Source organism: Aurantimonas sp. HBX-1, from assembly GCF_021391535.1.
Classification (GTDB): domain Bacteria; phylum Pseudomonadota; class Alphaproteobacteria; order Rhizobiales; family Rhizobiaceae; genus Aurantimonas.
On sequence record NZ_CP090066.1, the window covers coordinates 3,128,009 to 3,149,570 of the forward strand.

At 68.3% G+C, this 21,562-nt stretch carries 16 protein-coding genes and 1 tRNA gene; 13 read left to right on the forward strand and 4 right to left on the reverse strand.

Translation table 11 applies throughout. The features are described 5' to 3' along the window. Nucleotides 1-65: 65 nt before the first annotated feature. Nucleotides 66-902: a substrate-binding domain-containing protein gene (locus tag LXB15_RS14960; RefSeq protein ID WP_233949200.1), complete on the reverse strand. Its 837-nt coding sequence runs from the start codon at nucleotides 900-902 to the stop codon at nucleotides 66-68. Further along, complete coding sequence (locus LXB15_RS14965; protein ID WP_370640118.1) at nucleotides 886-2,994, reverse strand: PQQ-dependent dehydrogenase, methanol/ethanol family; 2,109 nt, start codon at nucleotides 2,992-2,994, stop codon at nucleotides 886-888. The genes LXB15_RS14960 and LXB15_RS14965 overlap by 17 nt, the downstream gene beginning before the upstream one ends. Nucleotides 2,995-3,330: 336 nt before the next feature. Between LXB15_RS14965 and LXB15_RS14970 the strand changes: the two genes are divergently transcribed. Both LXB15_RS14970 and LXB15_RS14975 read left to right on the forward strand, forming a co-directional pair. Further along, complete coding sequence (locus LXB15_RS14970) at nucleotides 3,331-4,065, forward strand: DUF4396 domain-containing protein (RefSeq protein WP_233949201.1); 735 nt, start codon at nucleotides 3,331-3,333, stop codon at nucleotides 4,063-4,065. A gap of 75 nt (nucleotides 4,066-4,140) precedes the next feature. After that, nucleotides 4,141-4,779: a cytochrome c oxidase assembly protein gene (locus tag LXB15_RS14975; protein WP_233949202.1), complete on the forward strand. Its 639-nt coding sequence runs from the start codon at nucleotides 4,141-4,143 to the stop codon at nucleotides 4,777-4,779. A gap of 73 nt (nucleotides 4,780-4,852) precedes the next feature. Here LXB15_RS14975 and LXB15_RS14980 read toward each other — a convergent pair whose 3' ends face one another. Together LXB15_RS14980 and LXB15_RS14985 are read right to left on the reverse strand one after the other, a co-directional pair. Then, nucleotides 4,853-5,266: an ion channel gene (locus tag LXB15_RS14980; RefSeq protein WP_233949203.1), complete on the reverse strand. Its 414-nt coding sequence runs from the start codon at nucleotides 5,264-5,266 to the stop codon at nucleotides 4,853-4,855. A 287-nt stretch (nucleotides 5,267-5,553) separates the two neighbouring features. After that, nucleotides 5,554-5,630, reverse strand: a tRNA-Pro gene (locus LXB15_RS14985). Nucleotides 5,631-5,924: 294 nt separating this feature from the next. On the opposite strand from LXB15_RS14985, the gene LXB15_RS14990 reads away from it, so the two are divergent. The 11 genes from LXB15_RS14990 to LXB15_RS15040 all read left to right on the forward strand — a co-directional run bounded on the left by LXB15_RS14990 (nucleotide 5,925) and on the right by LXB15_RS15040 (nucleotide 21,549). Then, on the forward strand, nucleotides 5,925-6,137 hold the full coding sequence (locus LXB15_RS14990; protein WP_163044716.1) for a cold-shock protein: 213 nt from the start codon (nucleotides 5,925-5,927) through the stop codon (nucleotides 6,135-6,137). A gap of 461 nt (nucleotides 6,138-6,598) precedes the next feature. Continuing rightward, nucleotides 6,599-7,915: a UDP-glucose/GDP-mannose dehydrogenase family protein gene (locus LXB15_RS14995; protein WP_233949204.1), complete on the forward strand. Its 1,317-nt coding sequence runs from the start codon at nucleotides 6,599-6,601 to the stop codon at nucleotides 7,913-7,915. Between the two features lie 163 nt (nucleotides 7,916-8,078). Then, nucleotides 8,079-8,618, forward strand: a complete 540-nt coding sequence (locus tag LXB15_RS15000) for a hypothetical protein (protein ID WP_233949205.1) — start codon at nucleotides 8,079-8,081, stop codon at nucleotides 8,616-8,618. A 94-nt stretch (nucleotides 8,619-8,712) separates the two neighbouring features. Next, nucleotides 8,713-9,159: a MarR family winged helix-turn-helix transcriptional regulator gene (locus LXB15_RS15005; protein WP_233949206.1), complete on the forward strand. Its 447-nt coding sequence runs from the start codon at nucleotides 8,713-8,715 to the stop codon at nucleotides 9,157-9,159. A gap of 111 nt (nucleotides 9,160-9,270) precedes the next feature. Then, nucleotides 9,271-9,900 carry a TetR/AcrR family transcriptional regulator gene (locus tag LXB15_RS15010; protein ID WP_233949207.1) on the forward strand — a complete coding sequence of 210 codons (630 nt, stop codon included), beginning with the start codon at nucleotides 9,271-9,273 and terminating at the stop codon, nucleotides 9,898-9,900. Between the two features lie 88 nt (nucleotides 9,901-9,988). Beyond that, nucleotides 9,989-11,185, forward strand: coding sequence for an efflux RND transporter periplasmic adaptor subunit (locus LXB15_RS15015; protein WP_233949208.1), 1,197 nt, complete (start codon nucleotides 9,989-9,991; stop codon nucleotides 11,183-11,185). Continuing rightward, the gene (locus tag LXB15_RS15020) at nucleotides 11,182-14,634 is read left to right on the forward strand and encodes an efflux RND transporter permease subunit (RefSeq protein WP_233949209.1); all 3,453 of its coding nucleotides are present in this window, start codon (nucleotides 11,182-11,184) and stop codon (nucleotides 14,632-14,634) included. The genes LXB15_RS15015 and LXB15_RS15020 overlap by 4 nt, the downstream gene beginning before the upstream one ends. Before the next feature lie 353 nt (nucleotides 14,635-14,987). After that, nucleotides 14,988-15,374: a hypothetical protein gene (locus LXB15_RS15025; RefSeq protein ID WP_233949210.1), complete on the forward strand. Its 387-nt coding sequence runs from the start codon at nucleotides 14,988-14,990 to the stop codon at nucleotides 15,372-15,374. 442 nt (nucleotides 15,375-15,816) lie between these two features. Then, entirely contained in the window at nucleotides 15,817-16,500 is a 684-nt protein-coding gene (locus tag LXB15_RS15030) for a hypothetical protein (RefSeq protein WP_233949211.1), read from the forward strand. 37 nt (nucleotides 16,501-16,537) lie between these two features. Continuing rightward, nucleotides 16,538-20,185, forward strand: a complete 3,648-nt coding sequence (locus LXB15_RS15035) for a hypothetical protein (RefSeq protein WP_233949212.1) — start codon at nucleotides 16,538-16,540, stop codon at nucleotides 20,183-20,185. Then, entirely contained in the window at nucleotides 20,182-21,549 is a 1,368-nt protein-coding gene (locus tag LXB15_RS15040; protein ID WP_233949213.1) for a hypothetical protein, read from the forward strand. The genes LXB15_RS15035 and LXB15_RS15040 overlap by 4 nt, the downstream gene beginning before the upstream one ends. The last annotated feature ends 13 nt before the right edge of the window (nucleotides 21,550-21,562 follow it).

Sequence of the window (21,562 nt, forward strand, 5' to 3'; positions counted from 1 at the left end):
GTTTGCCCGTGTGTGCGTCAGGCATGACACCCTCCTTCCTGTTGCGATGCGCTTGCGCCGGCCACTCAGACCCGCGGTACGCCGTACTGGTCGAGTAGGGCATCGATGTCCGATCGCCTGCTGCTGATGACGTCGTTGAGCCTTGCCCAGAGTTCCTCGTCGCCCTTGCGCACGCCCATGCCGACGGGAAACCGGAAGACGAAGGGCATGAACGGCTCGGTTCCGGTCACCGGCACGATCTTCAACGGCACTTGCGACTGGAGGGCGTAGTAGCCGGCGAGTGGTCCCCACACGAAGGCAACGTCCACCTCGCCCGATGCCACGGCCTCGACGAGGCGCGACGGCGGTGAATCCTCCCGGTAGTCGCCCTGGATCGAATAGCCGACGACGTTGTCGACGATGCCTTGCCGACCGAGAACTTCGGCGGCAGGCGTATTGGCGCCATCGTCGCCGATGAGATGCACGCCGATCTTCAGGTGCCGCAGTTCCGGCGCCTGGATCGAACTGAAGTCCAGTCCGTCTTCGGCTCGGCTGACCATGACGTAGGTGGACGCGTAGTAGGAATGGGTCGGTCGCAGCATGTCGAGCGGCGGGACCCCCATGATCACGTCGCAGATTCCGGCGTTCAGCGTGTTGCGAATGAAGCCGCGGCGCTGGGGCCGCCACGTGTAGGAGACTTCCATCCCCAGTTCCCGGCCGACGAGTTCGGCCAGCTTGTTCTCGAAGCCCTCCTTCCTTTCGTTGGAGAAGGGCATGTTGTTCGGGTCGGCGCAGACGCGCAGTTCGTCTCGTGCTGGCTCAGCCGTTGCAGGCTGCGGCTCTGCCGCCCCTGCCGCGCCTAAGAAGAGTACCGCGAGGCCGGATGCCAGGAGCCATGGTCCTGCCTCAGTCCACCGGGCCATCGACGCCTCCCTCGGCAGGTGGCTGGCCAGCGTCGTCGGTCATCGCGCGGTCCCGCGTGGTGTCCGGCGAAATGACCAGCGGGTCGGCTTTCGGCGGCGCGGCTTCGGTGTCCTTGTCTCCCGCCTCGTCGGCTTCCGTCACGCTCTGATCCTGCGTCACCGCCGGCGTCGCCTCGTCGGTCAGCGCCGCGTCATGCGCCTCTGCAGGGTTCTCGATTGCATCATTGCCGCCTTCGGGTGGCGTGAGGGCGGGCGGGACCGACACGGGAGCCGCAGCTGGCGCGATCGAGGTCCGAGACCCGTCCGCCTGCGGCAACGCGAACACCAGCAGGGTCGAACCACCCTTCGTATAGGCCGGCAGATCCTGCATGGCGCCGACGAAACCGAGCGCCCCGTTGCGAACCCGCGGATCCAGTTCGGCAGCCGCAACGGCGCCGGGCCAGCCGCCGACGCCGGAGAGGATCGCCACGTACTGCCGGCCGTCCGAGCCCATGTAGGTCGAGGGCTGTCCGATGAGGCCGGAAGGGGCGCGGAACTGCCAGAGCACTTCGCCGGTCCTGGCGTCGACCGCCTTCACCCAGCGATCCATGGTCCCGTAGAAGGCGACGTCGCCTGCGGTGACCGTGGTGCCCGTCCAGACCGGGAAGTCCTCCTTGATTGCCCAGACCTTCTTGCCGGCGACCGGGTCCCAGGCCATGAACTCGCCGCGATAGCCGTCTCCCGGCCCGGCGTACATGTCGGCCGTGGCCCCGAGATAGGGCGTACCAGCGATATAGCCGACCTCGGACGCCTTGAAGTTCATGCACAGATGCTGGTGCGGGACGTACAGCAACCTGGTCCGGGGTGACCATGCCGACGGCTGCCAGTCCTTGGCGCCCGGTGGTGCGGGGCAGATGTTCTCGACCGTCTTGCCGAGATCAGGGTGCAGTTCGTCGTTCGGGATGATCCGGCCGGTCTCCGGGTCGACGCCCTTGTATGCCGTTATGGTGTCGTACGGTTCGGCGGAGATCAGCTTCCCGTTGGTCCGGTCGATCACGTACATGTAGCCGGTGCGGCCAGGACGCACGAGCACCTTGCGCATCCGCCCCTCGATCTCGAGATCGAGCAGGATCAGTTCGTTGACGCTGTCATGGTCCCAGAGATCGTGCGGCGACGTCTGATAGGCCCATTTCGCCAGGCCGGTGTCCGGGTCGCGCGCGAAGATCGTGGTAGTCCAGAGATTGTCTCCCTCGCGCTGGTTCGGATTCCAGGGGCCGGGATTGCCGGTACCGTAGTAGATCAGGTCGAGCTCGGGATCGTAAGAGATCCAGCCCCAGACCGTGCCGCCGCCATTACGCCAGCGATCCGGCGGCCAGGTCTTCACGCCGAGGTCTTCGCCCTCCATCCAGGCGTACGGCGCCTCGAAGAAGTCGTGGTCGATCAGCACGTCCTTGTCGGGACCGGTATGGTACGCGCGCCAGGCAATCTCGCCGGTATCCTCGTCAAGCGCCGTCAGCCAGCCGCGGACTCCCATCTCCCCGCCGCTATTGCCGACCAGCACCTTTCCCTTCACCACCAGCGGCGCCATCGTCATCGTCTGACCTCGGCTGATCTCGCCGAGTTTCGTGTGCCAGACCTCCTTTCCGGTTCGGGCGTCGACAGCGACGGTGTGGTTGTCGAGCGTGTTGTAGAAGATCTTCCCGTCGTCGTACGCCGGCCCGCGGTTGACCACGTCGCAGCAGGCCACGCCCTGTGCGGCCCGCTCGGTGGGGGGCGAATAGGTCCACTTCAAGTCGCCGGTGGTCGCGTCCAGCGCGAACAGGTTGTTGGGAAACGGGCCGACAATGTACAGCGTGCCGTCCACCACCAGCGGGATCGACTCCTGCCCGCGGTTGACGCCGTTGGAGAAGCTCCATGCGAGCTGCAGCCGGCCGACATTTTCCGAGGTGATCTGGTCGAGTTCACTGAAGCGGGTGGAGGCGTAGTTCTTCGCCGGCATCACCCACTGGCCGGGCTCCTGCTGCAGCTGCGTCAGATCCGTCGCCTGCCCGGCATCCTGTTCCTGGGCGGCTGCGGAGCCTGTCACGAGAAGCAGGGCCGCGATGGCCGACACGAGAGACTTCCCTGCCGCGGAACCTGCTGTCCGCCACAGGCCCCCGCGCCTGCGACCGGTCTCGTGCGTTCGGGCGTTCGCTTGCTGCTGCTGCATGTGACTCCCCATGGACGGCGCCGTCGGGGAGGAAGGATGGGCCAGTCTGCTCCGCCGGATAGCGCCGCATTTCGAAAGACGGTCGGCCAGCGCACCGACAAAGACGGGGCTCCGGTTCTCGCCGATCGGGGTGAAGTCTAGCTATCGCCCCCGCGACTCCGGCAGGCAGCTTGTCGCTGCGACAGCTCCGCAAATCCTACGAGCAGGGCCTTTCGAAGATGGAAGGCAACAGGAGAAGACATGATCCCCGACTGGCTCCACATTCTCTCGATGCTTTCGCTTGCGGCGGGCTTCGTCTGCGCCGGGGTGATCGTCGTCGACGAGATGCTTCACCCGCAGCACATGTGGATCATGAACATTGTCTGGCCGGCGACCGCGCTGTTCGGCAGCGTCCTGGCCCTGTGGGGCTATTTTGCCTATGGCCGGCTGGCGACGAAGCAGCGCGTGCAGCAGGCGAAGCAAGCCGGCGAGGAGATGCCGAACAAGCGCCTTACCCCCTTCCCCGCCATGGTCGGCAAGGGAGCGTCGCACTGCGGCAGTGGCTGCGCGATCGGCGACATCTGCGCCGAATGGGCGGCGTTCATGTTTCCGGCGATCGCCGTCTGGCTGGGCTGGCAGACCCTCTTTCCCGACAAGATCTTCGCTGTCTGGGTACTGGACTACATCCTCGCCTTCCTGTTCGGCGTCGCCTTCCAGTATTTCACCATCAAGCCGATGCGCGGCCTGTCCCCGGGCCAAGGGCTGATACAGGCGGTCAAGGCCGACACCCTCTCCCTCACCGCCTGGCAGTTCGGCATGTACGGCTTCATGGCGCTCGCCCATTTCTGGATCTTCGCAAGCCTGCTGGGCACGACGCTCGAGGTGAACTCGGTGGAGTTCTGGTTCATGATGCAGATCGCCATGCTCTGCGGCTTCGTCACGTCCTATCCGGTCAACTGGTGGCTGATCAGCAAGGGCATCAAGGAAAAGATGTGACCGCGGTGCCATCGCCGGGCGTCGTGGCAGGTGGCACGCGACGTCATGGGGAACCAGACGCTTCGGAGACCTGACGTGGGACGCGTGGCGAAGCTGAACTGGCCGCTGCTTGCCGGAGGCGCCATCCTGCTGGCGATGTGGCTGAGCCCGCTCGTGCCGCTCAGCCGCCGGTCGTTCTCGGCCCACATGATCCTGCATCTGGGCATCGTCACCGTGGCGTCGCCGGTCCTGGCGATCGGGCTCCAGCGCGCTCCCGGTTTTTCCCGCCTCCGCTTCGGCGCCATGGCCGCGCTCGGTGCCACCGGCTTCGACATGTTCGTGGTCTGGGCATGGCACGCGCCGGCCCTGCACGCCGCGGCAGCTCGTTCGGCGCCGGTCTTCGTCCTGCAGCAGGCGAGCTTCCTCCTTGCCGGCCTGATGGTCTGGGCCGTTGCCGTCTTCGGGCGATCGCGGGCGGAAGTGGGGATGGGTGCCCTGACCATGTTCATGACGTTCATGCACATGACCATGCTCGGGATGGTGCTCGCCCTCGCGCCCGCCCTGGTCTATGCGCCGGACATCTGCGTCGGCGCCTTCGGCTTCGAACGGATCGAAGACCAGCGACTGGGCGGCACGCTGATGGCGGCGCTCGGTGGCCTGCCGTACATGGCGGCGGGAATCGTCCTGATGCGCCAGTTTCTCGCAGAGGGTTGGGCAAGGGAGCGGTCCAGGTAGGCGGTCCTGCAGGACCGCGCCGCTCAAGATTTCCGCGCCGGCGCGCCTCGGGTCGTCCCGCAGCGGTGGGACGTCAGCGGAAGGCCTTTCCCCAGGCCGAATAGATGAACGTCGCCGACCAGGTCAGGACCATGAACCCGCCCAGCGACTGCATCATGCTGATCAGGCGTATCGGACCTTCCGCCTCGATCTGCGTGTATCCGAGGGTCGTGAAGTTGATGCCCGAAAAATAGACGAGCGACTCCCAGTCAGGCTCGAAGCTGCCGGTCAGGTTCCCCATTTCCGGCCATGTGAGGAGCACGGCATAGGCGGCGGCGTAAAGCAGGATCTCGCACGTATGGATGGCGAGCAGGCCCAGGAAGATCGTGATCACCGTCAGGTTGGGGCGCACCAGGTCACGGCCCGCCAGCCGGTCGAGCATCCGCAGGGCGACGTGGTGGAAGATTCCGAGGAAACTCGCCAGCATCAGCCCGATAAGCAACGTCATGATGGCTCCCAGAGCGTTGTCACAGCAAGAAGGACGCGATGGACACCGCGGCAGGAGAGCTTACGGCCGCCACCGGCGTCCGACTCGCCGTCTCGAGCGGTTCTATCGCAATTTCGCTGACCGACGGCCATGTTCGGGGGGGCCCGACACCGCTGACTGATCGATGGTTTAGCGGGCGTGCATAACCGGCCGGCGGATGCCGCCCCTGATCGGGCGATCCTGTGCCCGCCGCGGCCGCGCAAAGCGGCGGAAACGCGCGGGGGAAGTCGGGATGTTCCTGAGGATGCTGGTCGGAGTGGCAGGATTCGAACCTGCGACCCCCTCGTCCCGAACGAGGTGCGCTACCAGGCTGCGCTACACTCCGTGACCTGCGGCGCGGTGTATAGCCGGGCGGCAGGGTCCCCGCAAGCCGCTTCGTCAAATCTTGTGCGGTCCTGCTCTCGTGAACGGTCGTGGCGGGGAATTTCCCATCCTCGACCGATTATCCTTGTAATGACGTGTGGCTGCGTGCATATAAGGCGGGTCGATAGACGGCCGGACTGGTTGGCTTGCGCTGCTCGCAGCGCCTTGATCAAGTATTCGCTCCTGACAGATCGATCTACAACGCTCCGCGACGAATGCGGAGCGGCCTGAACTATATATTTGGAAAGGGTTTCCCATGACGACGGGAACCGTAAAATGGTTTGACTCCCAAAAGGGCTTTGGTTTCATCGCGCCGGATTCCGGCGGCAATGATGCCTTCGTCCACATCAGCGCCGTTGAGCGCGCTGGTCTGAGCGGATTGAAGGACGGCCAGAAGGTCTCCTACGAGCTGGTCTCCGATCGCAAGAGCGGCAAGATGTCTGCCGACAACCTGTCGATCGTCTCCTAAAGTTTGGCGCGCGGCTGCAAAGCCGCGAGCCTGCCGCATCGGCACCGGATTCGACCACGGATGTACTGGCGTTTCCGATGCATTGATGCGTAGCGCGTGACGGCCCAAGGGCGGTCCGCCTGGTAAGGCCCTGCTCCCGAAAGGGACGCGGGGCTTTTTGCTGTTCGGGGGTCTGGATGCGGCTCCGACCGGCGCGCGCGATCGCCGGCCGTTGCGAAGCGCGGTTGTTCCCGGGCATTCCGGCTGACGTTCCAGCGCGCTGACGCCGTCGGCACCCCTCCCCGCGCCACGCGCCACTGTTCCCCTCCCCCTCCGCCCTCCGGATCAGCACCCCCGTCGCGTCGACGGCGCGAAAGCGCTAAGCGACACGACAGTGCAACACGGCGCCGCTATCGCCGGCAGATCAGGCGTCGCCGCCCCGCGCTGATTCGGGGACGCTGGACGGGATCGTTGGAGAAGACATGCGACTGGCAATGATCGGCTCGGGCTATGTCGGCCTCGTCTCGGGGGCGTGCTTTGCGGATTTCGGCCACGAGGTCGTCTGCATCGACAAGATCGCCGGCAAGATCGAAGCGCTCGAGCGCGGCGAGATCCCGATCTTCGAGCCGGGGCTCGGCGAGATGGTGCGCTCGAACCTCGCCGCCGGCCGGCTGCGCTTCACCACCGACTTCGCCGGCCCGGTGGCGGCGGCCGACGTCGTGTTCATCGCCGTCGGCACGCCGTCGCGGCGCGGCGACGGCCATGCCGACCTCAGCTACGTCCACGCTGCGGCCCGCGAGATCGCCCGCGCCATGCAGGGCTTCACCGTGGTGGTCACCAAGTCGACCGTGCCGGTCGGCACCGGCGACGAGGTCGAGCGGATCATCCGCGAGGAAAACCCGGACGCCGATTTCGCCGTCGTGTCGAACCCGGAATTCCTGCGCGAGGGGGCGGCGATCGCCGACTTCAAGCGGCCGGATCGGATCGTCATCGGCACCGAGGACCCGCGCGCCGAGAAGGTGATGCGCGAGGTCTACCGCCCGCTCTATCTCAACGAGTCGCCGCTGTTCTTCTGCGAGCGGCGCACCTCGGAACTGATCAAATATGCCGGCAACGCCTTCCTGGCGATGAAGATCACCTTCATCAACGAGATCGCCGATCTCTGCGAGCAGGTCGGTGCCGACGTCCAGAAGGTCGCCAAGGGCATCGGCCTCGACAAGCGCATCGGCGACAAGTTCCTGCATGCCGGTCCCGGCTATGGCGGCTCGTGCTTTCCCAAGGACACGCTGGCGCTGGTCAAGACCGCGCAGGACCACGACAGCCCGATGCGGCTCGTGGAGACGACGGTGGCGGTCAACGACACCCGCAAGCGCGCCATGGCCCGCAAGGTGGTGGCTTCCTGCGGCGGCGACGTGCGCGGCAAGACGATCGCCATCCTCGGCCTGACCTTCAAGCCGAATACCGACGACATGCGCGAAGCCCCCTCCCTCGCCATCATCCAGGCGCTGCAGGACAAGGGCGCCACCATCCGCGCCTACGACCCGGAGGGCGCCGATGCGGCGCGGGAAATGACCAGCGGCGTCGTCTTCGGCAAGGACCCCTACGAGATCGCCGAGGGCGCCGACGCGCTGGTGCTGGTCACCGAATGGGACGAGTTCCGCGCCCTCGACTTCGCGCGGCTGCGCGGCCGGATGAACCAGCCTTTGCTCGTCGACCTGCGCAACGTCTACCCCGCCGACGAGGTCGAGCGGCACGGCTTCCGCTATGTCGGCGTGGGGCGCCGACGGGCCGAGAGCTGACCCCGGAGCGCTCGCCGAACCGGCGGTGCACGTCGCTTCAACGTGGTCTTGCCAGGCCGGCCGGTTTGCTGGTTAGGTTGCGACCCTGCAGGCAGGTCCCGGATGCGGTGCGATGGAACCAGCGCGTACACAGGCCCGGCGCCCCCCGGCTGCCGGCGTGGCGATGTCCGCGGGAGCCGGCAACCGAAAGCCGCGCGCCCGCCCGGCCGGGCTGACCCGGATCGTCGTCGGTGCCCTCGGACTCCTGGCGATCCTCGTCGCGATCGGCCTCGCCGTCCGCGAGCCGGTCGCTGACAAGCCCTATCTGAAGATCGCCGGAGCCGGCTTCATCTTCAACTATCGGGTCGCCGAGGTGTTCTACGGCTTCACGGCGGAGGTGCAGAAGCCTGTCCGTAACATGTCGCTGCTCGAGGCGGAGTTCGAGGACCCGGGCGGCGGACCGCCGATCCGCGTCAGCGAGCGGCTCAACCCGCGGACCAAGCGCTATTCCCTGCGGACACCGCCGATACGCGGCGTCGAGAAGGACCGGCCCTACCGGGTCACGGTCAGGCTGATCCAGAACGGCGACAACGCCGTGCTCTTCCAGGATGAGTTCACCGTGACCTCGCAGATGGCCGACGCCGTGGTTCCAGAGCAGCCGCTGACCGTCGGGCCGGGCTATGCGCGCAACCCCGCGCTGGAAACAGGCGAACCCCGGCAGTAGGCCGGCAGCCGCGGAAAGACGCTCCGGCCTGCCTGCGGCAGCGTGACCACCCCGCCGTCGTTGACATTATGGTTGACGTCAACATATTTCATCCATGACCATGCGCGAAGACCTGCCGCTTTCCGTGACGCTCGAAGTCCGGGACCATTGCCTCTGCCTGCACATGCAGCGGGCGGCCCGGGCGCTGGCGCGGCGCTTCGACGACGTGCTGCGCCCGCACGGCATCACCAGCGGACAGTTCTCGCTGCTGATGTCGCTCAACCGCCCGGCACCGCCGCGCATCAGCGACATCGCGCCGCTGCTTGGCATGGACCGCACAACGCTGACTGCCAATCTCAAGCCGCTGGAGCGGCGCGGACTGGTGGAGGCGATCCCGGATCCGAAGGACAGGCGCAGCCGGCGGCTGCAGCTGACCGAGGCGGGGCGAGACGTGCTGGCAGCGGCCGTGCCGGTCTGGCGCCAGACTCACGAGGAAATCGACCGCCTGCTGCCGGACACCGATCCGCAGCAGTTACGGGCCGATCTGCGCGCTCTGTCGTGACACTCTCCGACGCACCAGGCCTCGGGCGCAAGCACACCCGGGGGATGGACGATTGCGCCCGTTTGGGTTATGAGAACGATCATTCGCTCTCGCTTTGCTTCGCGTCGTTCCATGGACCTTGATCTGCCCGTCTCTCCGCACGCATCCCCCGCCGCCCTTCCCACCGCCCACGACCAGCGGCGGATGCACGTGCTCGCGGCGGCGCGCTCCTGCTTTTCGCGCTGGGGCTTTCATGGCGCGTCGATGCAGCAGATCTGCGCCGAGGCGCAGATGAGCCCCGGCGCCCTCTACCGGTATTTCCCGTCCAAGGAAGCGATCATCGAAGCCATCGCCGAGGAGGAGCGCGTCGACGCGGCGGCCTGCGTCGCGGCGCTGCACGGCGAAGGCAGCCTCGTCGACCGCATCACCGCAGTCGGCATGGATTATCTGCGCCAGACGATCGATCCGGATACCGGCGGGCTGATGGTCGAGATCTGGTCGGAAAGCATCCGCAACACCGCGCTCGGCCAGCGCTTCCACGAGATCGAGGCCGAGGTGCGGCGCGCCTTCGAGGCGGCGCTGCTGCGCGCGCAGGAGAGCGGCGAGATCGACCCCGGCATCGACATCGCCGTCGTGCTGACGGTGCTGTTCGCCATCGGCGACGGGCTGGTGATGCGGCTGCAGATCGAGGACGACGCCGATATCGAGACGATCGAGCCGTATCTGCGGCGCCTCGTCCGCGGGCTTCTGGGCGGACCCTGATCGAGCGGCTTCGGCCGGAAACACACGTGCCGGCGCATCCGGCAGTTCACGATTTCAGATTGCGGGATGCCCCGCCAGTGAGGCCACAATGTTCGTCCGTCACCCGGTTCACCTGCTGGTGCTCGCGGCGCTGCTACTAGCCGCCGGGCCGGCGGCTGCGCAGGAGGGCAATGCCCCGGCCGCGACCGCGACCGCGCCGCAGCCCCCCAGCGTGTCAGTGGTCAAGGCGACGGCGCGCGAGATCGTCGCGACCGTGGTGGTGACCGGAACGCTGGTGCCGCGCGAGACCGTCGTTGTCGGGGCGGAAGTGGACGGGCTGCGCATCGACGCGCTGCTCGCCGACGAGGGTGACACGGTCGCCGCCGGCGCGGTGCTGGCGCGGCTCGAGACCGACATGATCGAGACCGATCTTGCGCGCAACGATTCCCAGGTCGCTCGCGCGGAGGCGGCCGTGGCACAGGCAAAGAGCCAGATCGCCGAGGCCGAGTCGGCGAAGGTCGAGGCCGACGCCGCGCTGGCGCGGACCCGGCCGCTGGCCGAAAAGGGCATTGTCGGCCGCGACGTGCTCGACCAGCGGATCTCCGCTGCCGCCGCGACCGCGTCGCGGCTCGCCAGCGCCGTCCAGGGCGTCTCCGTCGCGGAGGCCGACAAGGCGATGGCGCTGGCCGAGCGCCAGCAGCTGGAGCTGAAGAAGTCCAAGGCGGTGATCACCGCACCGACCGCCGGCCTTGTGCTGTCGCGGGCCGCACGGCTCGGCGCCATCGCGTCGGCGGCCGGCGGCGGCCTGTTCGAGATCGCCCGCGAGAGCCTCATCGAGCTCGACGCCGAGGTCACCGAGTCGGTGCTGAATTCGCTGGCCAAGGGCCAGAAGGTGACCGTGACCCTGCCCGGCACGCGCGATCCGATCGAGGGAACGGTGCGGCTGGTCTCGCCCGTCGTCGACGAGACGACGCGCCTTGGCCGCGTCCGTATCGCCCTGCCGCCGTCGGACCTGCTGCGCAGCGGCAGCTTCGCCCGCGGCGCCATCGAGATCGCCCGCAGCCGCGGCATCGTCCTGCCCAACACCGCCGTCGTCACCGACGGCGACGAGTCCGTGGTGCAGGTGGTGAAAGACGGCACGATCGAGAGCCGGCCCGTGACGATCGGCATCAACACCGGCAGCGAGGTCGAGATCGTCGAGGGCGTGTCGGAGGGCGAGGCGGTGGTGGCGCTCGCCGGCACCTTCGTGCGCGACGGCGACCGCGTGACGCCGACCGAGCTGCAATCGGCCGAGGTGCAGGGATGAGCTGGAACTTCTCCGCCTGGGCGATCCGTAACCCGGTTCCGCCGATCCTCCTTTTCGTGGTGCTGATCGCCCTCGGCATCGTCAGCTTCATCACGCTGCCGATCACCCGCTTCCCGAACATCGACGTGCCGGTGATCTCGGTGACGATCACCGAGTCCGGCGCCGCGCCGTCGGAACTGGAGACCCAGGTCACCAAGAAGGTCGAGGACGCCATCGCCGGCATCTCCGGCCTCAAGCACGTCACCTCGACGATCACCGACGGCTCCTCGATCACCGCGGCCGAGTTCCGGCTGGAGATCGACGTCGACCGCGCCACCAACGACGTCAAGGACGCGATCGCCAAGATCCGCTCGGACCTGCCGCGCACGATCGAGGAGCCGATCGTCCAGCGCATCGAGGTCGAGAACCAGTCGATCGTCACCTACGCGGCCTCCTCGCCGGGCAAGACCCCGGAGCAGCTGTCGTGGTTCGTCGACGACGTGGTGATCCGCGCCCTGCAGGGGCTCAACGGCGTCGGCCGGGTGGAGCGCATGGGCGGCGTCGAGCGCGAGATCCAGGTCCGCCTCGATCCCGACCGGCTGGCGGCGCTCGGCATCACCGCGGCCGACGTCAACCGGCAGCTGCGCGCGACGAATGTCGACCTCTCGGGCGGCAGGGGCGAGTTCGGCGGCCAGGAACAGGCGATCCGCACCCTCTCCTCGGCCGATACGGTCGAGGGTCTCGGCGCCACGAAGATCTCCCTGCCCGGGGGCCGGCAGGTCCGGCTCAGCGAACTCGGCGACGTCGTCGATTCCTGGGAGGAGCCGCGCTCCTTCGCCCGGCTTGACGGCCAGCCGGTGGTCGCCTTCTCGATCTATCGCTCGAAGGGCGCCAGCGACACCACCGTCGCCGACCTGGCGGCCGGCAAGGTCAAGGAACTCGCGGCCGGCAATCCCGACGTGCAGTTCACCAAGATCGACGACAGCGTCACCTACACCTACGGCAACTACGAGTCGGCGATGGAGACGCTCGGCGAGGGTGCGCTGCTGGCGGTCATCGTGGTGCTGCTGTTCCTGCGCGACTGGCGGGCGACGGCGGTCGCCGCAATCACCCTGCCGCTGGCGGCGATCCCGACCTTCTGGGCGATGGACCTGATGGGCTTCTCGCTCAATCTCGTCAGCCTGCTGGCGATCACGCTGGTCACCGGCATCCTCGTCGACGACGCGATCGTCGAGATCGAGAACATCGAGCGCCACATGGGGATGGGCAAGCCGCCCTACAAAGCCGCCATGGAGGCGGCCGACGAGATCGGCCTCGCCGTCATCGCCATCACCCTGACGATCATGGCGGTGTTCGCGCCGGTCAGCTTCATGGGCGGCATCGCCGGCCAGTATTTCAAGCAGTTCGGCCTCACCGTCGCCGTGGCGGTGTTCTTCTCGCTGCTCGTCGCGCGGCTGATCACCCCGATGCTGGCGGCATATTTCTTCCACCCGCATGCCACCAGCGGCCCGGGCTTCGGCCGCATGCTCCGTCGCAACCTGCTGATCGCCGCGCCGCTGGCGGGACTGGCGATCGGGCTGCTGTTCGCGCTGGCGGCGCTTCCGGGCGCGGCGGCCGACAGTCCGGCGCTCGCCGCCATCGCCGGCTATGCAGCGGCGCTGCCGCCGGTGAGCTTCGACCTCGCGGCGGAACTCTCGCTGGCGATCATGGGCGGTGCGGTCGTGCTGGCGATCCTGTTCGCCTATATCGGCATGCCGCATCCGGCGGAGCACCACGACGGCCTGCTGATGCGGGCCTATACCGGCTTCCTGCGCGCCACCGTGCGCTGGCGCTGGATCACGCTCGCCGTCGGCATCGCACTGTTCGCGCTGGCCATCGACAGCATCAAGTACCTGCCGACGGGCTTCATCCCGAAGGAGGACGCGTCGCGCATCGTGGTCTCGCTCGAACTGCCGCCCGGCTCGACACTCGAGACGACACGCGCCGTGACCGACAAGGCCGTGGCGAGCATCCGCGAACTGCCGGAAGTGCGCAGCGTCCTCGTCATCGGCGGATCGAGCCCGACCGGCACGCTGGAAGTACGGCGGGCGGCGCTGACCATCAACCTGACCCGCAAGTTCGAGCGGACCCGTAGCCAGGGCGACCTCGAGCCGGTCATCGCCGACAGGCTGGCGGCGATCCCCGACATCCGGTCGTTCTACGTCAACGATCGCGGCGAGCGGGAACTCTCGGTCGGCATCCTCGGCGCCGACGGCGCGAAGGTGGCGGCGGTGGCGGCAGAACTCGAAAGCCAGATGCGGCGGGAGCCGATCTTCGCCAACCCTTCGGCCATGGCCTCCTTCGCCCGGCCGGAAATCCGCATCCGCCCCCGCCTCGACGAGGCGGCCGACCTCGCCATCGCGCCCGAGACCATCTCGGAAACGGTGCGGGTCGCGACGATCGGCGACGTCGGGGCGAACCTTGCCAAGTTCAATGTCGGCACGCGGCAGGTGCCGATCCGGGTGCAGCTGCGCGAGGATGCGCGCGAGGATCTGTCGACCATCCGCAGCCTGCGGGTGACCACCGGCAGCGGCGCCTCGGTGCCGCTGGAAAGCGTCGCCGACATCGGATTCGGCCAGGGCCCCTCGACCATCGACCGCTACGATCGCGACCGGCTGGTCAAGGTCGGCACCTCGATGATGCCGGGCTACGAGATCGGCCAGGGCAGCGAGGTCATCATGGCCCTGCCGGCGATCAAGGACATGCCGCCGGGTGTGCGGGTCCAGGAGGTCGGCGACGCCGAGATCCAGGGCGAGGTCTTTGCCGGCTTCGCCTCGGCGATGGGCGCCGGCATCATGATGGTGCTGGTGGTGCTGATCCTGCTGTTCGGCAGCTTCTTCGTGCCGATTACCATTCTCGCCTCGCTTCCCCTCTCCGTCGGCGGCGTTGTCGGCGCCCTGCTTCTCACCCATACGGCGATCTCGATGCCGGTGGTCATCGGGATCCTGATGCTGATGGGCATCGTCACCAAGAACTCCATCATGCTGGTGGATTTCGCGGTCGAGCAGGAAAAGCACGGGGTCAGCCAGATGGAGGCGATCATCGATGCCGGCCGCAAGCGGGCGCGCCCGATCATCATGACCACGCTGGCCATGGCGGCGGGCATGGTGCCGGCGGCCATGGCGACCGGCGAAGGCGGCGAATTCCGCGCGCCGATGGCGATCGCGGTGATCGGCGGCCTGCTGGTCTCGACGGTCCTGTCGCTGGTCTTCATCCCGTCGGTCTACACGCTGATGGACGATCTCAGCCATGTCGTCGGGCGGCTGTTCGGGTGGCTCCTGAAGCCCAATACCGCCGACGGCGGCGCGCCGTCCGAGCCCGCAAGGCCGCCGCAGCCGGACCTGTTCGGACCGAGCTGGCAGCGCGTCACCGAGTTCCCGCAACGGGCCAAGCCCGACCGCGACGACCGGCTGCAGCCCGCCGCGGAATAACGTCCGCGACGTCAACCCGACCGGGCGGCGCTAAGCCCCGAAAGCGGAGGTCGCGCGGCGCCACGGGGGCGCCGCCGCCCGGCTGCGAGCCCGGCAAACCTCTCGCATAGGTTGCAATCCCCGCAGGTTTGCCGTTCAAATTACCGTTAGGGCATTGTATTCTTTACTGCTCCAATGTGCCGGCGTTGCTGCAATTTGGGTCTCAGACTAAAATATTTTTCAATCGAGAACGCTTCTGTACCGCTCCCCCCTGTTGTCGGTGAACAAAACCCGTGTTTCTATGAGTAACCGGGCGGCCAAAGACAGGAGATCGCCCGTCGGTTGAATTCATTCACTGTCGGGAGATCGCGCTCGTGTCACATGCAGAAGTCTTCAGCGCGGAGTTGGCTGCGGCCTCTCCGCTGGTGATCAATTTCGTCCTGTCGCCCCAGCTGACCATCAGCACGACGGTGACCGGCGATGCGCGCCAGAACGCCACCGTGGCCCTGGTCAACGGCTCGGTGACGCTGTGGAGCACGACGCTGACCCAGTTCACCCCGACCGCGACCATTCCCTTCGACATCGTCGCGGGTCAGCTGACGATCAAGAAGGGCGGCGGCTTCACCCTGACCGTCCCGACGGCGGGACAGGCCGGCTCGGTGGTCGCATCGCTGACCGTCGTCACGCCGACCGCGCCCGATGGGATCCCCTTCAACGCGACCGTCGCCACCTGGACGCTGTCGTCGAGCACCACGAGCTGACGCCGGGTTCACGGCAGCCGATCCGCTGCCCTGGCCCGCCATCGCCGGGCCGTACGGCCGGTGCCGGGCGGATAATCGTGCGGCAGTTGCCGCTACGGCGCGATGGCACGGCCATGACGACGGTCCGGCATCGGCCGCCCGAGCCGTCGTTCAGCTTTCGCGCGTGGCCGCGGTGATGCGGCGCCTGCATGCGGCGGGCGTCGCCCGACATCTCGCCTCCCGATGGACGATCGGGGGGTCGCTTCTCGCGATCGCGCTGGCAGGAGGCCTGCTATGCAACAGTGCCGGCAGTCCCACCGCCAGAGCGCAGTCAGCGGCTCCCGCAGCGCCGGCACCTGCGACGTCGACGCCTTCCACGACGGGGACGAGAGCGCCGACAGCGGCGGCCGAGCCCCGGCCAGCCGCGCCGTCGACCACTGCGGCGCCGCCGCTCGAGCCGCGCGTGCGGGCGTTCGCGCCGCCCGCATCCTCCGGCACAGCCAACCAGGGCACCCGGACGATCGGCCCGCTCGCCCTGACCGCCAGTGCCAACCCGGACCGCGGCGACGCGACGGTGACGGCCGCGCTGGGTGGCAGCGTCGTCGCGATGCAGCGCCTGACGCTGGCGCAGCCGAGCCTCGCGCTGGACGTGAAGTCCGGCACGAGTTCGGCAACCGGCAGCCTGACGCTCGATCTCCAGGCACCGCCGCTGCTGTCTTCCGTGGAGGCGGACGTCGTGGCGAGCGAGGCCGGGACGGCTACGCCCTACCGGGGCGCGGTGGTCACCTGGGTCGCCGGCGCCGACCCGGTGTTCGCCGAGTTCACCCAGGTGATCAACGGCGAGCTCTCGGCCCATACGATCGTGCGCGGGGCGGCGGCGAACATCGTGCAATTCCAGTTCGTCAGTGGCTCCACGCCGATCGCGACGCTCACCGCGACGCAGTTCTCGCCGCAGCAGGCATTTCCCTCGAAGATCCAGGGCGGCGACGTCACCATCGACGCGGGGGCGAAGATCACCCTGACCATCCCCACCACGCTGCAGCCGGGGATGCTCTTCCTGCAGGCGACGGTCACCACCGCAACGACGCCGCCGACGCCGATCGCCGCGGCGATGGCGGAATGGTCGCTGCCGGCGCCCGCGAACTGACGGGGGCCCGCCGGCCGGTTCTCGTCCGGAGGGCCGGATGAGCGACTATCCGCTGTTTCGCCAGATCCTCGACAGCACGCTCTACGCGCTCGATACGAGCGGCGGGGCGCCGGGCTGGATCGGCTTCGTCTGGACGCAGTCCGACCCGCCGAAGACGCTCGCCGTCGCCGACAGCTTCATGAGCGGCCACTATCTCTTCGCGACCGGCGCCCCGACCCTCACCGACGGCAAGCAGGCCGGCGCCTACGCGCAGGCGGTGGTGGACTGGCTGAACCAGAATTTCGGCGGCTTTGCCGGTGCGTTCCTCGGCTGCGCCGCCGTCTGGCTGGCCGACCCGGCGGGCCCGGTCTTCGGCGTGCCGGCAGCCAGCGCGGTGACCTTCCTCGACAGCGGCGGCGGCGGCATCGCGACCGGGGCGGATTTCAACCTGCCGGCGGGCCAGCTGACCTTCTCCGTCCCCGGCCAGACCGTCGTCACGATCGGCCCGCGAGGTCTTCTCTTCGGCACGGCCGGGTCCGGCAAGGTGCAGTTCAACACCCAGGACGACACCCAGCCGCCCTCCGTGGCCGATGGCGCGGGCCTGCCCTTCTTCGGGCCGCACGGCGGCTCCTTCACCGTCGCCGGCGGGCTTTCCCGGGCGGGGACGCACAACACGATCGCCGGCCTCTCCACCGGCATGCGCTTCCTGCACGGATCGAAAGACGGCGATCGGTGCGGTGTCTTCCCCCTGTTCGCGACGGCGCCGAAGCTGCCGGACCTCGACTATGCCGGTGCCGTCGACCCGCTCGACCTGTTCAACCAGGTCGCGCCGCTGTCGGCGCCGACCGAGGGCCGGCTGCGGACATTGTTCGCGCTTGCCGGCGATACCTCGGCCCAGATCGCCAGCTGGTACCGCACCCCCACCGGCCAGTCCGTCGATCTGGTGCCGCTCAACGGCGTCGACGAGAACGGCGAGCCGCTGCCCTGGTGCGGGGCGCTGGTGCTGCAGCCGACAACCGCGAAGGGGGCCGCGGTGACGGCGGTCAGCCTGACCCCGGCCGGCGATTTCGGCCTCGTCGCGCCGACGGATCCGCAAGCCGGCACGACGTTGACGCTGCTCGCCGGCCTGTTCGGCACGGAACGCGTCGCCTTGGCGCCCTTCCAGTCCGGCGGGTCCTACGACCGGCTGCGCTTCATGGCCGGCCGGCCGGCCTACGCCCCGGTGTTCCCCTTCCCGCAAGCCAGCCTCGCCACGCCGCCGAGCGACAAGCCGGCGCTCGACGACACCTATGTGACCGCCTGGGCGGCCGTGCTCAACGGCAGTTCGGGCGATGCGACCTATCTGGCGCAGCCCTCCGGCAGCCCGCTCTACGCACCGCCGCAGGACGCCGCCAACGACGCGACGCCCCTGCTGCCGCCGCTGGCGACCCCCTCGCCGATCGCCCAGGCGGGCAGCGACGGCGGATTGCTGCTGGTGCCGCTGCCGCCCTATGCGGGGCTCGGGACGCTGAGTGCCGCCAGCCCGATAGAGGATTACGGCGGCTTCGAGAGCCAGATCCTGTCGGCAACCCGCAGACGGCTCCTCGGCGCCGCCAGCGTCGCCCGGCTGGCCGCGCTGCGCAACGCGCGGCTGAGCCGGCTTGCGGCGGCGGCAGGCACGCTGCACCAGGCGACGACTCCGCAGGGTCTTTACGCGGAGGTGGAGATCCCGGATGGCGGCGGCGAGGCGCTGTACGAGAAGATCGTGCTGGCGCGCTCGCAGCAGGGCACGGACAGTCCGCTGGATTTCGGCTTCGAGGGCCTCGCGCCGGAACTGCAGAGCCTGTTCCAGACCAACCAGCTGATGGCGGTGATCGTCAATCCGGCCAAGCTGGGGGCGCCCAACCCGCCGCCGGCCAACCCATCCGCGCCGCAGCTGGGCACGGCGCTGTTCGACCGCGAGGTGGTGATCGGCGGCTGGCGGATGACGGCCGCCGTCGGCGAGTCCCTCAATGCCACCGCCTACAGCAACATCCTGATCATGAAATACTGCGACGGCTCGCTGCTCGAGCGGGTGCAGAACCCGGCCAAGTGGGTCGGCACCGAGGCGTTCTCGGTGACCGGCCAGGGCGTCGACCCCGGCATCGCGCTGGCGGGGCTCTCCAGCTACCTGCAGGACTACCTCCAAGCCGGCATCGCCGCCGCCAAGAGCGGCAACACGCTCTATGACGACTTCGCCCGCATCGTCACCGATGCGAACTGGCAGGGCTTCATCGTGCTGGCGGCGGAGGTCGATCCTTCCGGGTTTCCGGACCAGATCAAGGGCCTCGTCGCCGGCATCGACTTCACGCTGTTCCGTGCCCACCATTTCGGCGCGACGGCGAGCCGCGTGACGGTCTCCGGCAGCACCGTCACCATGGAGGTACCGAGCAGCCTGTTCGGCCTGATCGACTACCAGCTGCCGGCCTACCGCGCGAATGTCGAGGCGGGCGGCAATCCCGATATGCCGCTGGCCCTGCGTACCGACGGCGATTTCGGCTTCCAGGTGCTGCAGCTCCAGGCGCTGTTCCGCAACGCCGCGCTGGTGGATTTCCGCAGCCGGGTGCAGCTGACGCTCGACGCGCTGTTCCTGTCCAAGGTCACCACCGCCTACGGCGTGCTCGGCAAGCTGCCGGCCTTCGCCGTGGTGCTCAAGGGCAGCTACCAGCGCCAGGGCGCGACCAGCGTCTACGTCTTCGAGCAGAATGCCACCACCCGATTCATGCTCGACAGCAATGCGCTGCCCTCGGTGGCGCTGCAGCGGGTGGTGTTCAACACGCTGTCCAACGGCGACGACGGCACGGTGCGCAGCCGCTTCCTGATGTCCGGCGCGCTGGAATTCGCCCTGCTGGCCGGTCCGAACGTGGACTGCGACCTCCTGTCCTTCGGCCTTCCGGCGCAGGCGCCGCCGACGTCGCCCGCGACCGGGCTCAGCTTCTCCGGACTCGAGCTCACCATGGCCTCGCCGCTCGACGCGCCGAACGCGGTGACGTTCTCGTTCGAGGCCGGCAAGCTGGCGCTCGACCAGGGTTCGAGCCAGTTCCGCGAGCACAGCCTGTTCTCCGACCTCGCGCTGCAGGTCGATTCCTTCATTGCCGGACCGCAAGACAAGCGGGCGGTCGATTTCGGCTTCCTGCCGGTCTCGGTCGAGCCGAAGATCAAGGCGCTCTCCGGCCCCTGGTACGGCATCGCCTACAAGGTGACGATGGGCTCGCCGGGCGGGCTGGTCGCGCAGGCAGGCTTCGCCTCCCGCATCCTCGTCGCCTGGGCGCCGAGTTCGGGCGCGCTCGACCAGACCGCGGCGGTCTTCGTCGGCCTGTCGCTGCCGGGCGCGGCGCCCGGCGCCAAGCTGCTGTCGATCCAGGGGGTGATGAAGCTCACCATCGGCAGCCTGGTGCTGCGGCGCGAAGCGGTGAGCAAGGCCGGGCTCTCCTTCACGCTGCGGCTGAACGATGTCGGCCTGACCTTTCTCGGCTTTGCCAAGCTGCCACCGGGGGCGACGGTCAACTTCTTCCTGTTCGGCGATCCCTCGGGCAACGGCAGCCTCGGCTGGTACGCCGCCTATGTCGCCGACCAGAAGACCACGCTGATCGAGGAGCGGGCGTTGCGCGAGCCGGAGCCGCTGGCCCCGGCGCGGCCAACCGACCGGCAACCTTCCCCGCCAACCGATCGGGGGGCGCCACGATGACGCGCATCCTCTACTGGAACATCGAGAAATTCGCCGCCAACAAGATGGCGAACCCGAGCACCAAGCGGCAGCGGGGCGCCTCGATGACCGCAGCGCAGGCGTCGGCGGCGCGGCTCGCCTACATCAACACCCACTGGGGGATCACCGCCGGCGGCGTGCTATCGCGGCCCGACATCATCGTCATCGTCGAAGTGGCGACCGGCTATGACGGGCCAGGTATCCTGGCGCGCGGCAGCGGCCCGGACGGGGCCCTGGCGCTGCTGGTGGCGCTGCGGGCGGTTACCGGGAACGCCAACTGGATGCTGGTGCCGCCGCTGCAGACCGGCCCGCGCGAGGCGGTGGCGGTGTATTTCGACAGCTCCAACCTGGTCTTCACCGGACCATGGCTGTGGCCGGGCGGCGTCGGGCCGGCCATCGCCCCGCTGGCGCCGGGAGTCTTCGGGCCGGCACTGCCCACTGTGGCCTACGCCGCCCCCTTTGCCGGCGCCCTGCCCGTCGCGGCGGTGCCTGCCGGAACGATCAATACCGGTACGGCGCAGGACCAGCTCGCCGCGTGCACCGACTTCACCTATGCCGCAGCCCACATGAATGCCGGCACCGCCGTGAACTTCGGCGCGCTGCGGACGCCCTACTGGGTGAGCTTCGCGGAGATGTCGGGCGGCGGCGCACTGCCGGTGGTGCGCAACATCTCGCTGTTCTGCATCCACTCGCCGGCTAGCGCGGCGGCCGGCCAGTATCTCACCGATCTCGCGGACCTTGCGGAGATCACCGACGGAATCGCGGCCAACGAGGTGCGGGTCGTGCTCGGCGACTTCAACGTCAACCTGCTGAACAACAACGCCACGAAGACGCGCAACGCCAGCTACACGGCCATGGCAGCGAACTACGCCCTCGGCATCGACCGACCCGGCGGCCCGCCGGCCCCGATCGACGGCTGGCTCGGCTATTTCGCCACCCACATCAAGCGCGGCAACGGATCCACCTATTGGACCACCGGGACGCAGACCGACTACTACCCGGGCTACGGCTATATCGGCAGCACGATCTACCAGAACTTCTACTCCATCGACAATATCCTCGCCCGCTACGGCGCCGGTGTCGCGGCCGGTGGGCCCATGACCGACGTCACGGTGCTGAACGGCGTCGTCGGCTCGCGCTACAACGTCATCGCGGCGCCCGTGCCCGGCAACCCGCCGATCGGCACCTACGACCTGCCGATCTACATGGCCGGCGCGCCGTTCGCCGCTCCCGCCGCCCAGGCGCCGGCCTTCAGCGCCGGGCGGCGCAGCGCCTTCAACGGCTGGAACAATTACGGCCGCATCCGCAGCACCAGCGACCATCTCGCCATCGTCGCGGACATCTGAGGCAGAGAGGACG

Bases quoted from the DNA above. Each gene is read 5' to 3' on its own strand.
- LXB15_RS14960 (WP_233949200.1), bottom strand. From the start codon at position 902: ATGGCCCGGTGGACTGAGGCAGGACCATGGCTCCTGGCATCCGGCCTC.
- LXB15_RS14970 (WP_233949201.1), top strand. From the start codon at position 3,331: ATGATCCCCGACTGGCTCCACATTCTCTCGATGCTTTCGCTTGCGGCG.
- LXB15_RS14980 (WP_233949203.1), bottom strand. From the start codon at position 5,266: ATGACGTTGCTTATCGGGCTGATGCTGGCGAGTTTCCTCGGAATCTTC.
- LXB15_RS14990 (WP_163044716.1), top strand. From the start codon at position 5,925: ATGACGACGGGAACCGTAAAATGGTTTGACTCCCAAAAGGGCTTTGGT.
- LXB15_RS14995 (WP_233949204.1), top strand. From the start codon at position 6,599: ATGCGACTGGCAATGATCGGCTCGGGCTATGTCGGCCTCGTCTCGGGG.
- LXB15_RS15000 (WP_233949205.1), top strand. From the start codon at position 8,079: ATGTCCGCGGGAGCCGGCAACCGAAAGCCGCGCGCCCGCCCGGCCGGG.
- LXB15_RS15005 (WP_233949206.1), top strand. From the start codon at position 8,713: ATGACCATGCGCGAAGACCTGCCGCTTTCCGTGACGCTCGAAGTCCGG.
- LXB15_RS15010 (WP_233949207.1), top strand. From the start codon at position 9,271: ATGGACCTTGATCTGCCCGTCTCTCCGCACGCATCCCCCGCCGCCCTT.
- LXB15_RS15015 (WP_233949208.1), top strand. From the start codon at position 9,989: ATGTTCGTCCGTCACCCGGTTCACCTGCTGGTGCTCGCGGCGCTGCTA.
- LXB15_RS15020 (WP_233949209.1), top strand. From the start codon at position 11,182: ATGAGCTGGAACTTCTCCGCCTGGGCGATCCGTAACCCGGTTCCGCCG.
- LXB15_RS15035 (WP_233949212.1), top strand. From the start codon at position 16,538: ATGAGCGACTATCCGCTGTTTCGCCAGATCCTCGACAGCACGCTCTAC.
- LXB15_RS15040 (WP_233949213.1), top strand. From the start codon at position 20,182: ATGACGCGCATCCTCTACTGGAACATCGAGAAATTCGCCGCCAACAAG.